The 13,913-nt window shown below is 37.2% G+C and carries 5 protein-coding genes; 2 read left to right on the forward strand and 3 right to left on the reverse strand.

The window, feature by feature from the left end; genetic code table 11:
* The first annotated feature begins 45 nt into the window (after positions 1-45).
* Both KHA90_RS00335 and KHA90_RS00340 read left to right on the forward strand, forming a co-directional pair.
* Entirely contained in the window at positions 46-6,318 is a 6,273-nt protein-coding gene (locus KHA90_RS00335) for a T9SS type A sorting domain-containing protein (RefSeq protein WP_213293610.1), read from the forward strand.
* A gap of 50 nt (positions 6,319-6,368) precedes the next feature.
* Complete coding sequence (locus KHA90_RS00340) at positions 6,369-7,217, forward strand: outer membrane beta-barrel protein (RefSeq protein ID WP_213293612.1); 849 nt, start codon at positions 6,369-6,371, stop codon at positions 7,215-7,217.
* A gap of 570 nt (positions 7,218-7,787) precedes the next feature.
* On the opposite strand, the gene KHA90_RS00345 is transcribed toward KHA90_RS00340, so the two are convergent.
* From KHA90_RS00345 to KHA90_RS00355, 3 genes are all read right to left on the reverse strand, one after another.
* Positions 7,788-9,728, reverse strand: coding sequence for an OmpA family protein (locus KHA90_RS00345; RefSeq protein ID WP_213293614.1), 1,941 nt, complete (start codon positions 9,726-9,728; stop codon positions 7,788-7,790).
* 2 nt (positions 9,729-9,730) lie between these two features.
* Positions 9,731-10,639 carry a PorP/SprF family type IX secretion system membrane protein gene (locus tag KHA90_RS00350; protein ID WP_213293617.1) on the reverse strand — a complete coding sequence of 303 codons (909 nt, stop codon included), beginning with the start codon at positions 10,637-10,639 and terminating at the stop codon, positions 9,731-9,733.
* A 59-nt stretch (positions 10,640-10,698) separates the two neighbouring features.
* Positions 10,699-13,913 (reverse strand): Ig-like domain-containing protein (locus KHA90_RS00355; protein WP_213293620.1); only part of this gene is annotated, 3,215 nt, incomplete at its 5' end.

Consider the following 13,913-nt stretch of genomic DNA (forward strand, 5'->3'; position numbering starts at 1 on the left):
ATAATTAACAAGAATACAAAATGATAAATCTAATATCAAAACATTATGAAAAAACTTTACTTATTATTAATTTTTCTCTTCTTTGGGATGCAGTATATAACTGCTCAGACAACGGAGACATTTGATACCGCTACAGTCGGTGCAGCAAATTTCACAAACGCTTCAAAAACATTTAACCTGACGAGCAGTTATGGCGTTTTTACGGTATTTAATGGTGCAGGTCAGGGTTATGGTGGTACAAACAGATTTATACAGGTTTCAGACTCAGCAGGACCAGAAGCTTTAGGGCAGTTTGGTACTATTACTGCAGCTGCAGGAAGCTTTAAGGTCAGCAACTTTTGGATTTATCTAAGTGGTGATTCTAATCAAAATGCCGGAGTTACCAGCAATGGAGCTGCGGGATCTGTTACTTTTACAGGAAAGCTTGCTGGTGTAACACAATTTACTGTTGTTAAAACTACTAGTGGTGCTAACATTGGTTATACTTTACCGGGTAACGGTTTTGTTTATACTAATTTTGTTACTGACGGGGCTGCTGATTATACTAATGTAGTTATTGATCAGCTTGTTATTCAATTAAGTGCGAACTATGATTATTTTGCTATTGATAGTTTTACATTCGCAAATGGAGCCGTAGCTCCAACTGTTACTACAACGGCAGCTACAGCTGTAAAAGCAGTTTCTGCTACAATTGGCGGAAATGTAACTGAAGATGGTGGAGATGCAACTATAGAAAGAGGAATCGTTTGGGCAACTACAACAAATCCAACTATTTTAAGTAATAAGGTTCAAATTGGAACCGGGACTGGAGCATTTACAAATACTGTAACAGGATTTCCTCCCGCATCACTTATTTATTATAGAGCGTATGCAACTAATAGTGGAGGCACAAGTTATGGTGCTCAATTAACACTAACGACTAATGCAGGATTAGGTACTGCTGCGACGGGACAAAGCAATGTGAGTTGTTTTGGTGGCAGTAATGGTACAGCTACTGTTATTGCAAATGGAGGTGGTGCTCCATACACGTACTTATGGACTAACGGAGCTACAACGGCTACTGCATCAGGACTGGGTGTTGGACCAATATCTGTAAATATTACTGATAGTGAATTATCACAAATTACCAGAAATTTCACAATAACGCAACCTTCAACTATCGTGGGAACTCCATCTGTAACAAATGTTTCTTGTAATGGAGGATCTAACGGAACTGCTACAATTACTGCTACCGGAGGTACTCCGGGATATACTTATTTATGGTCTAATGGAGCTATAACGGCTACTACAACAGGACTTTTAGCAGGAACTTACAGTGTAACGATTACAGATGATAATTCATGTACACGAACTGTAAACAATATTATAGTAACACAGCCAGCAGTTCTTAACGGTACTCCTAGTGTAACAAATGTTTCCTGTTTTGGAGGATCTAACGGAACGGCTACGATTACAGCTTCTGGAGGTACGGGTTCCCGTACTTATTTATGGTCAAACGGAGCTACAACTGCTACTGCATCCGGACTTACTGCCGGAACTTATAGTGTCACTGTTACTGATGCTAATTCATGTACAAGAACTGTGAGTAACATTATTGTAGGAACACCTTCCGCTTCTGTTAGCGGAACTGCTTCTACCACACCTGTTTCTTGTTTTGGAGGATCTAACGGAACTGCAACTGTTACGCCTGGGGGAGGAACTCCGGGATATACTTATTTATGGTCAAACGGAGCTACAACAGCTACAGCAACAGGACTTATAGCAGGAACTTATAGTGTAACTATTACTGATGCTAATTCATGTACAGGAACTATAAGCAATATTGTTGTAGGAGGACCTTCAGCTATTATTAGCGCAACTCCTTCTACAACATCAGTTTCTTGTTTTGGAGGATCTAACGGAACGGCTACAATCGTAGCTTCTGGAGGAACACCCGGATATACTTATTTATGGTCTAATGGAGCTACAACAGCTACAGCATCAGGACTTCTTGCAGGGACTTATTTTGTTACTATTACAGACGCTAACTCATGTACTAGAACTGTGACTAATATTGTTGTAGGAACACCGGCGGTTATAAATGCTGTCCCAACACAAGTTAATGTTAGTTGTAACGGAGGTACTAATGGTTCTGCAACTGTTACACCAACAGGAGGAACAGGAGGTTTTACTTATCTTTGGTCTAATGGCACTACAACAAATTCTATAACGGATTTAACACAAGGAACTTATAGTGTAACTATTAAAGATGCAAATACGTGTCAGGTTACACAAAATTTCACCATAACTCAACCGGCTGTATTGGCTGCGTCTCAGGGAACGATAAACAATGTAAGCTGTAACGGAGGATCTAACGGATCTGCAACTGTTGTAACTACAGGAGGAACTCCGGGATATACTTATTTATGGTCTCCAACAGGAGGTACCGGAGCTACTGCAAGCGGTCTAATTCAGGGAACTTATACAGTAACAGTTACTGATAGCAAACTATGTCAGACAACTCAAACGTTTACAATTACAGAACCAACTCCATTTGCTGTGACAACTTCACAAAATGATATATTATGTAATGGATCTGCAACAGGATCTGCTACTGTAAATGTAACAGGAGGAACGGGAACATATACTTATTTATGGTCACCTGCAGGAGGAACTGCAGCTACAGCTACAGGTTTAACAGCAGGAACTTATACCGTAACTATTACTGATGCTAATACTTGTTCAACAACAAGAAATTTTACAATAACACAACCATCAGCTTTAATAGCAACACCGGTAGCAATGACCAATATAGGTTGTCGTGGTGATGCAACAGGATCTGCTACTGTTAGTGCAAGTGGCGGAACGGGTACCTATACTTACTCATGGTCACCATTAGGTGGTAATGCAGCTACAGCTTCAGGATTAACTGCCGGTACTTATACCGTAACAGTAACCGATGCTAACTTATGTCAGACTACTCAAAACTTTACCATCACTCAACCGGCAGCAATACTTTCTGCTTCAACAGCTTCAACAGGAGTTAGTTGTTTTGGCGGATCAAATGGTACTGCAAGTGTAACAGTATCAGGAGGAACTCCGGGATATACTTATTCATGGGCACCTTTAGGAGGAACGAGTTCACTTATTTCAGGAAGACCTGCAGGAAATTATACTTGTACAATTACTGATGCTAACGGATGTACATTGGTGAAAAATATCACTATTAGTACACCTGCGCAATTCTCTGCTACAGTATCACAAACAAATGTCTCATGTAATGGAGGTAGTAATGGTTCTGCAACTATAACTCCAAGCGGAGCTACAGCGCCATATTCTTATTCATGGTCACCTTCAGGAGGAAATGCAGCAACTGCTTCAGGATTAGTTGCAGGAACTTACACTGTGACCGTTCAGGATGCTAACACTTGTGTTTATACACAATCTGTTACTATAACAGAACCTTCAACTTTCACTGTAACACCATCACAAACAAATGTTTCTTGTAATGGAGGAAGCAATGGTTCAGCTTCTGTAGCTGTAAGTGGCGCAACACCGGGATATACTTATGTATGGTTACCTTCCGGAGGTACTGCAGCAGCTGCAACAGGATTAACAACAGGAAATTATACTGTTTTAATTACTGATGCTAATGGATGTACTTATACTCAAAATTTCACTATTACTGAGCCTGCAGTTTTAAATGCTTCGACAAGCCAAATAAATGCAACTTGTGTTATTGGCGGACAAGCATCTGTAACTCCTGTTGGAGGAACAGCTCCTTATACTTATTCATGGTTACCAAATGGTGAAACAACACAAACCGTAACAGGATTAGCAGCAGGAAACTACAGCGTTTTAATTACTGATGATAACGGTTGTACAATTGTTAAAAACTTTACTATTGGTTCAACCAATACTCTTGTTGCTACAACATCTCAAACTGATGTTTCATGTAACGGAGGAAGTAATGGTTCACTTACTGTAGTTCCATCAGGAGCTCCTGGTCCCTTCACTTATGTTTGGTCGCCTACAGGTGGTACTGAAGATACTGCCAGCAATTTAACTGCGGGTAATTATAGCGTAACAATTACATCTGCTAATGGTTGTTCTACTGTAAAAAACTTTACAATTAATGAACCTGCTGCAATTGTAGTTACACCGTCACAAACTAATGTGGCTTGTAACGGAGATGTTAGCGGATCAGCATCTGTAAACGTAACCGGAGGAACAGCACCATATACATATGCATGGTCACCATCTGGCGGAACAGCTGATACTGCTACAGGATTAAGTGCAGGAACTTATACTGTAACTATTACTGATGATAACTCATGTCAAACGACACAAAGTTTTACTATAACAGAACCAACTTTACTTATCGCTACAACTACAGCTTCAAACGTTTCTTGTAATGGAGCAAATGATGGTACTGCGATTGTAAATGCAACCGGCGGAACAGGTACTTACACTTATGTATGGTCACCAACTGGCGGAACTGCTGATACAGCAACAGGATTAGCTGCGGGAACTTATACTATAGAAGTTACTGATTCAAACTCTTGTACAACAACACAAGTCGTTACTATAACTGAACCTCTACTTCTTGATGCTACAACTGCACAAATTGATGTAACTTGTACAGGAGGAAATGATGGTGAAGCAATTGTAACAGCTACTGGCGGAACCGTACCTTATACTTATTTATGGTCTAACGGAGCTACAACAGCTACAGCATCCGGACTTACTGCAGGAAATTATACTGTAACGATTACTGATGCTAATGCATGTACTGTTACAAAGCCAGTAACTATAATAACAAATCCGGATATTCTTGCACCAGTTCCTGATGTAACGAATTTACCTGATATTACAAATTACTGTTCTATTTTATCAGCAGAAATTGCTATTCCTACAGCGACTGATGTTTGTGCAGGAATTGTAAATGCAACAACTACTGATCCATTAACTTATAATGCCGTAGGTACTTATGTAATCACATGGACTTATGATGATGGTAACGGAAATACAAGTTTCCAAACTCAAACACTTCATGTAGTAGCCAGTCCATTGAATCTGGTAACTTTTAGCAATGCTGAGGTTACTTATAACGGAAATGTTCAGGCATTACAAGTAGCAAATCTTCCTGCGGGAGCTACCGTAGCGTATTCAATTACACCAGCAGGAAGTACTGCAAACGGTGCAATCAATGTGGGTGTTTATACAGTTACTGCAATAGTATCTCCATCCGCAAGTTCAGCTAATTGTTCTCCGGTTACGCTTACTGCACAGCTAACGATCAAAAAAGCAGCACAAGTGATTACTTTTGCACCAATTCCTCCAAAAACTCTTGGAGCAGTTAATACTTTTAATTTAGAAGCTTCTTCTAATTCAGGTTTAGCAATTCGTTACTCTTATACATATATCTCTGCACTTCCTCCTGCTAATGTTTCTGCGGTTGGAGCAGTAGATTTGTTAAGATCAGGTGAATTGTTAATTGTAGCGCATCAGGATGGTAATGCTAATTATTTACCGGCAGCAGATGTTTCTCAAGTTCTTGTAATCAAAAACAATGATGTTAGCATTACAAAAATTACTCTTGGTAATACTGTCTATCAAAACCCTGCTAAGGATATTAAATATGTTCTGGCTTGTGGAGAAAACAATTTGAATGTCGCTATCGTAAATGAAACTAATGCTACTATTACTCCTTCCGCTAACTTTGCAATTACTCCTCCTAAACCGGGAATTTATACGCAAAACGTAAAAGTTACTTCTCAGGACGGATCTGCAACAGCTAATTATACTATAACTGTAGAAAAACCTTTTGGATTCTATGACATCGTTCATCAAAAATTCAATAATGTTCTTATCGTAAATAACAATCCGCAAACTAATGGAGGTTATGAATTTGTTTCATACCAATGGTTTAAAAACGGTCAGTTGATAGGAACAGGTCAGTATTATTCAGCTGGAGATGATTTGGCTAATTCACTAGATAAAACAGCAGATTATAGCGTAAAAATGACAACGAAAGACGGGAAAGTACTTAGCACTTGTTCTACTAAAATCACGACACAAAAAACGTTATCTGCTAAGCTTTATCCAAACCCAATTCAGGCTGGAAAAGTAATTACTATTGAAGCTGATTATCCACAGGAAGAACTTGATAACATGCAAATTAGCCTGTATTCAGTTTCCGGACAATTAGTGAATACAATTAAATCTTCTTCAGTAATAACTGAAATCCAGTTACCTGACGCTGAAAGCAATATGTATATTGTAGTTATTGAAACTCCAAATATCAAAAAAACACTAAAAGTAATAGTAAATAAATAAAATCTGTCCGTGCTGTTTTCGAACAGCACGGACAATTAAAAAAAATTAAGATGAAAAAATATATACGAAACTATATAGCATCAACAGCCATGATTACTGTACTTTTAGGATGCTTAAACAGTTATGGTCAGGATAAGAAACAAGAATTATCAATTTCTGTAGGCGGACCTGGTTCATTTTTGAAATATAATACGCCCGGAGATGTAGTTCCCGGAAACGGAATAAATGCAGGAATTCGATATTCGTATTACTTAAGTGAAAGTTTGAGCCTTGGAATTGGTGCCGAATATCAAACCTACAAATCTGATGTAAAATTCAGCTCGATTAGCGGGCGTTATGCCGCTACAGATGCTGAAAACGAAAATTTTCAATTCAGATATACAGCAAACGGATTGAGAGAAACTCAAAAATTAGGATACATCAATATTCCTGTCAGCATTCAATTTGAAACTCCGGGAACTACACAATTGTATCTTGCCGCCGGAGCAAAAGTTGGATTTGCAGTAAATGGAACTTACGAAAGTAAAATGGAAAACCTTACTACAAGCGGTTTTTATCCTCAATATAATGTTGAATTATTTAGTCCTGCATTTGCTGGTTTCGCCCGTACAAATAATGTACAAACAGCTAAAGAGGATCTGGATACTGAAGTTTCGTATTCAGCGACTTTTGAAACTGGTGTAAAACAAAAAATTGGTGACAAAAGTGCTATTTACATCGGAGTTTATTTGGACTACGGATTAAATAATATCTACGATAAAAGCAGTAACAAAAATTTTATTCAATATGCTCCGGAATTGCCTGTGCAATTGCAACATAATAGTGTACTTGAATCGCCGTTTGCAAACGATGTAAGATTAGTTTCTTACGGACTTAAACTAAGATTTGCTATACGATAAATTTGTTAGTATTAATTTCTTTCCCTTTAGGGAAAAATTTAAAAAGTCGGTTTCATGGGGGAAACCGGCTTTTTTTTTATGCTATTATTTTGTGTCAAAATCGCAAAAGTTCGTCATTTCGACAAAGGAGAAATCACACGAAAAACCGTGCCTAATTGCTAATCTTTGTCGATTCACAAGTGCGATTTCTCCTCTGTCGAAATGACAATATTGTGTGTAAACTTTGCGTCTTAGCGCCTTTGCGAGATTAATTTTATTTTCTAAAATCCATATCACCCCGCTGGGGTTCATTTGAACGGATTTCGTGTTTGCTATAAATATCACGTCCCGATGGGACTTTGCTTATTCGTTAAAAGCTCCAGCGGAGCAATATATTTATAGCCAATTTGTATTCTATTTTATCCAAAGCTCCAGCGGAGCGATATATAGGACTTTGTTTATGCACTATAAAAAACGAAATGCATTTTTCAAAAAAACCAACCAATTTTTAAAATAAAAAAAATGCGATTATAAATTTTACAATCGCATTTTTTTTATTTTAATTCTTGAAAAAACTAGAACCTAATCTTCTTATTTCATGGAAACAATTACAAATTCGCTTCTTCTGTTTAACTGATGTTCTGCTTCTGTACAAGCTGCATTATCTGAACATTTATTGATTAACTGACTTTCACCATATCCTTTTCCTGATATTCTGGCTGAGGCAATTCCTCGTTTTACAAACCATTCGATGGTTGCTTTTGCTCTTTTATTAGACAATGTCATATTATATTCCTGAGTTTGTCTGCTGTCTGTATGAGAACGAACATCGATTTTCATTTCAGGATATTGATTCATTACAGCAAGTACTTTCTCTAATTCAAAAGCAGCTTCCTGACGAATAAATGATTTATCCAGATCAAAATAAATAATCGGAATATCTAAGGTTTTAGCCAAATCAGTCCCTACTTCTATTTGCTTGATTTGTTTATTTAATTTAACATCTAATTCAGGCTTATCATTTGTTGGTTCAATAGTAACCGGACTTTCATTGGTTTCGTAATCTTGTTTTGAAACTCTGACATGATACGTTTGATTGCATTTTACATCAAAATTGTAAATTCCGTTTTTATCCGAAATTACTGTTGCAATTTCCTTAAACTTATCATCAAGCAAAATTACTTTTGCATCGGCTAAAACTTCGTTCGTTTGAGAATCGGAAACAATTCCTGATAATTTTTTTTCACAGTCCAGTCTTTTTGTTTCCGTGAATTTATAGATATCATCATTTCCAATTCCGCCCTCTTTGTTAGAGGAGAAAAAGCCTTTACGTGTATTGTTGTCAATTATAAAAGCAAAATCATCCGACTTAGTATTTACTGGTTCCCCGATATTTTGTACGAGATCAAAAGTAGTATCTTCCTTAATTTTCGAAACAAAAACATCGAGCCCGCCTAATCCAGGACGTCCGTCGCTTGAAAAATAAAGTTCATTATCTTTGGATATAAATGGAAATGTTTCTCGTCCTTCGGTATTAATTGCTGTTCCTAAATTTTCCGGTTTCCCGAAGGTTCCATCTTCATTAATAACAACACTAAACAAATCCGATTGTCCTAAAGTTCCCGGCATATCTGATGCGAAATACAGCTTTTTTTCGTCCAGACTTAAAGCCGGATGTGCAATACTGTATTGATCACTATTAAAAGGCAACTCAATAATATTTGTCCATTTATCATTTACAAATTCGGCTTTGTACAACTTTAATAATGTAATTCTTTTATTGTCTTTTCCTTTTTTACCGCCTAAAAAATTATTTCGGGTAAAATACATTGTCTTTCCATCTTTGGTGAAAACCGGAGAAGATTCATTGAATTTAGAATTGATTTTTTTCTCAAAACGAATCGGATTCTCTAAAGTTCCATCCGCTTTTAATTCCGCAGCATATAAATTCGTAAACGATTTATTTGTCCATTTAAATGTTTTTTTAATAACACTTCCGGTATCACGAGCAGAAGCAAATACTAATTTATTGTTATAAATTGTACTTCCGTAATCTGATTGTTTCGAATTAATTCCGGCATTTGCAATATCAAATCTTCCTGCATTCGCTTTAATCTGCTCCAGATAATTTTTATTTTTTTCGAATAAAACACCTCTGGTATCAGTTTTAACTTTCGCATTAAAAATTTCCAGCATTTTATCTGCTTTGGCATAATCACCCACAGATTTCAGTGCCTGAGAATATCTATAATAATATTCAGGTTCTTGTTGCTCGTTAAAAGCAAAAAGCGCGTCGTACCACTTTGCAGCTTTCGGTAATTCGGCATTAAAATAATAGGAGTTTCCTAATCTCTGAAACATTTTTTCATCCTTATATCCGCTTTCGGCTACTTTTTCATAAATAGCAATTGCATCTACATAAGCGTATTGATTGTACTCCTTCTCTGCTTTATTCAAAACTGTTTTTTGAGCCATTCCGTTAAAAGAAACAGCAGACAAAACAGCAGCATAAATTATATTTTTAACTTTCATAATTAGAAAAATCTTGGTGAAGTTATACGTCCATATTTGTTTAAGAATTCAAAACGCAGGAATATCTCGTGCGATCCTGAATTATAATTGACTAATTTGGTGGTTTCACGATCATAAGCATAACCAAGATATAAAGCATCTGTGATTTGAAATCCAGCCAATGCACTTACCGAAGCACTCCATCTGTAAGCAACGCCAATTACAAACTTATCGTTGAACATAAAGTTAGCCGATGCATCTACTTGCAATGGCGAACCTTCGACCATTTTAGTTAAGATAGCCGGTTTGAATTTTACGGTTTCGTAACGATCCAGATCAAATACATAACCTGCGATAAAATAATAGTTGATTTTGTCTTTGTAAATCGCAACATCATTATCATCATAACGATTGGTCTGGATAAAATTAGGAACCGATAAACCTACATACGCTTTATCTGTATGCCAGTAAACTCCGGCTCCAACATTAGGCGTAAATTTATTTTTGAAATCCTGAAATTGCGGATCTCCCTGATCTTCCGGTGTTAATTTAGTTGGATCAAGTTTGAATAAATTTGCTGATCCTTTTATACCAAAAGATAATTTGGCTGTAGCCGATGTTGGAATTGAATAGGAGAAATCTGCCGATAAATTATTCTCATTCGTAGGGCCTATTTTATCATTGATTAGTGAAACTCCTAACCCAACGTTTTGACCAACTGGTGTATTTACAGAAAAACTACTGGTTTCCGGCGCGCCATCTAACCCAACCCATTGTGTACGGTAAAGTCCGAAAACACTCATTACGCCTCTTGAACCTGCATAGGCGGGATTTATATTTATGGTGTTGTACATGTATTGTGTAAACTGCGCATCTTGCTGGGCAAAACCTGCAACGGAACAAAACAATAAAACTAAAACTAATTTTTTCATTTACTTTATTTTTAAATAATGGCTTAGCTTTCACCAAGCCATTTTATTTGTGTAGTATATTATCTCGTCAGGTATAAATATCCAGCTTCTTGGTGTGCGTTAGATTGCTTGTCCTTATATCTTATTATATAGTAATAAGTTCCTTCCGGTAATCCGTTTGAGTCTTTAATTGTAACACGACCTTCTGAAATACCTCTAAAGGCGATGTCGTTATTATTATAATGATCTCTTTCGAACACTAACACTCCCCAACGGTTGTAAATCTGAACTGTATTTTCTGGATAACATTCTAAACCTTGTACATAGAATCTTGAGTTCTTTTCATCTCCATTTGCCGAAACTGCGTTAAAGATTTTGATCACACAACCGCTTAATTCTAAAATAGTTGGTTTTTCGCCATCAACATTGCTGGAATCTGATTTGTCCATGACAATGATTCCGCTTTTTGTAATTCCCGAAGCTGTTGCCTGATTGCTTATAGTTCCTGAATTTACATCTGCCTGAGTTAAAGTATACGTTCCAGTAATTGAAGTTGTATCAGTTTGACCAGCTGCCAAATTAATTGGACCTCCGCTCATAACAATTCCCGGTAACGGATCTGCAACTATTATGTTTTCAAGATCTGTGTTTCCTTTGTTTGTAATTTCGAAATTATAGGTTAAAGTTTCTCCTGCTTCAGCATATCCATTTCCGTTAGTGTCATTCAATACAACTGTTTTTACAATTGCAATTGCTGGAACTTCAACAAAAATCTTAACTGTTGCAGTTGTACAATTAGATGAATTTGCTACTTCGCATATTTGATAAGTTAATGTATAGCTTCCTCCTTTTGTTCCCGGCGCTACATCAATTGTTCCATTAGCATTAAGCGTAATTCCTGTTGGAAGATTTTGACCTTTCAAAATAACATCCGCAGGCTGAACCGGAACACCATTTAATTTATCATTGTCTAAAACATTAATTACTTCTAAAGCTCCGTTAAGTCCGTCTGCAAGTGTTACATCATCTTCATTTCCTGCCACAATTCCAAAAGTTGGCATTGCACTACATCCAGTTATTGCTGAAGGATAATTCACTACTACAGATTGTGTAGGATTCAATGAAAACTGCATTGTAACAGCAGGTCTAGTCAATTCAAAACCATCATTTCCTTGCGTCCATTGTCCGTTTGTTAAAACCCATCCCGGCCAGTCAACAGGATTATTATTTCCGTCAACTACCGCTCCCGGCCACAAAACATTTCCATTTAATGGCATATTATTTTGTGTCGCTACAATATTGTTCGCACTATCGATCCAATTGATTGTTAACAATGTTGTTGGCGTAAAATTATCAGCCACGACATTATAAGAAACATACGGTGTATTATTAGAGCAATAGCTATTTGCTGTTATTGTCATCGTAGGTGCAACAACCGTAACGGTTACAGTAGCTAAACTACAATTTCCAGCATTTGCTTTTTCGCAAATTTCGTAAGTCAAAGAATAAGTTCCCGCTGGTGCGTTTGGCGCCAGTTCAATTGTTCCATCAGGTTTTAATGTCAAAACACCTTTTGGATCCGGAGTTGGAAGACTTAAATTAACATCTAAATAATTTAACGGACTATTATTTAAAGTATCATTATTGAAGATGTTGGTTACCGTTATAATTTTATTAATTCCAACAACTGAATTTATAGGATCAGCTACTGCATTTAAAATTGTTTTATCAATTACAATTGTAACTATTGCCGGACTTGCATCGATTGCTCCATTATTATCCGTCGCAGTAAATGTAAATGTATCGTTACCTGAAAATGCTCCGCTAGGATCATAAGTAAGCATTGCCGCTTGTGCCGGTGTCAATACCTGGTTTACTATTATTGCAGATCCGCTTAAAGCCAAAGTTCCATTTAATGGTAAGCTTAAAACAGTATAACTTACAATAGTTCCGTCAGTATCTGTTGCTGTTAAAGCATTGATTGCCGTTGCTCCCGCTCTTGAACGAATATTTGCATTTGTAGCATCATCATGAGCAGTTGGTGCATTATTCCCAACCGGAATTGTAATTGTTGCAACTGCTGATCCTGCATTTAAATCATCCGTCGCGTTAAAAGTAAAGGTATCAACACCAGTAAATGTTCCGCTTGGAGTGTAAGTAAGCATTGCTGCTTCTGCCGGCGTTAACACTTGGTTTAAAGTTACCGGAACTCCTGCTAATGCTAAGATTCCGTTAGTTGGCAAAGTTAAAACCGTATAATTTGCAATTGTTCCGTCAACATCAGTCGCTGTTAAAGCGTTGATTGCTGTCGCCGAAGCTGTAGATGCAATGATAAGATTTACATCATTGTTCGCTATTGGAGCATCGTTTACCGATGTTACAGTAATAACTTGATTTGCCGAAGCTGTTCCGCCATTTCCATCACTGATTACATAAGGAATACTAATTGGCGTAGCCGAATTAAAGTTTGCACTTGGTGTGAAAGTTATTAGTCCGCTAGCAGAAATATTTACTGTTCCATTAGTAACCGAAATGGTCTGAAGTCCGCCTGTCAAAACAGTTCCGTTAATTGACGTAATACTCAAAGTATCGCCGTCAACATCTGAATCTAATGCCAAAGGTGTTAATGTCACTGTTCCGTCTTCTGCAACTGTATAAATGTCATCAACTGCAACAGGATTATCATTTACAGCCGTAACTGTAATAAGTTCGTTTGCCGTAGCAGTTCCTCCGTTGCCATCGCTGATTACATAAGGAATAATAATTGGCGTAGCCGAATTAAAGTTCAATGCCGGAGTAAAAGTAATTACGCCAGAAGCTGAGATATTTACTGTTCCGTTTGTAACATTTATGGTTTGGATTCCACCTGTTAAAACCGTTCCGTTAATTGAAGTAATACTCAAAGTATCTCCGTCAATATCTGAATCCAATGCCAAAGGTGTTAATGTTATTGTTCCGTCTTCTGCAACTGTATAAATATCATCAACTGCAACAGGATTATCATTAACTGAAGTTACCGTAATTGAAATCGTCGCAATATTCGATACCGCTCCGTTATTATCGTTTACCGAATAATTGATTGGAGTTGCTGTTCCGTTATAGTTTAAAACTGGCGTAAAAGTCACCACGCCTAAATTGTTAACCATGTAAGTTCCCTGACCAGTTACGGTGAAAGTAGTTTGAATGCCTGGTGTTGCTGGATCCAAATCTACTGTCGCAACATCAATTGTTCCGTCAACATCCGAATCATTTGTAGTAACATTGATCGTTACCGCCGTGTCTTCATTTGTCGTGA

The organism is Flavobacterium psychroterrae (assembly GCF_018380615.1).
Classification (GTDB): Bacteria; Bacteroidota; Bacteroidia; order Flavobacteriales; family Flavobacteriaceae; genus Flavobacterium; species Flavobacterium psychroterrae.

Excerpts from the sequence above, each read along its gene's own strand:
- KHA90_RS00350 (WP_213293617.1), bottom strand. The coding sequence starts at position 10,639 with ATGAAAAAATTAGTTTTAGTTTTATTGTTTTGTTCCGTTGCAGGTTTT.
- KHA90_RS00345 (WP_213293614.1), bottom strand. The coding sequence starts at position 9,728 with ATGAAAGTTAAAAATATAATTTATGCTGCTGTTTTGTCTGCTGTTTCT.
- KHA90_RS00340 (WP_213293612.1), top strand. The coding sequence starts at position 6,369 with ATGAAAAAATATATACGAAACTATATAGCATCAACAGCCATGATTACT.
- KHA90_RS00335 (WP_213293610.1), top strand. The coding sequence starts at position 46 with ATGAAAAAACTTTACTTATTATTAATTTTTCTCTTCTTTGGGATGCAG.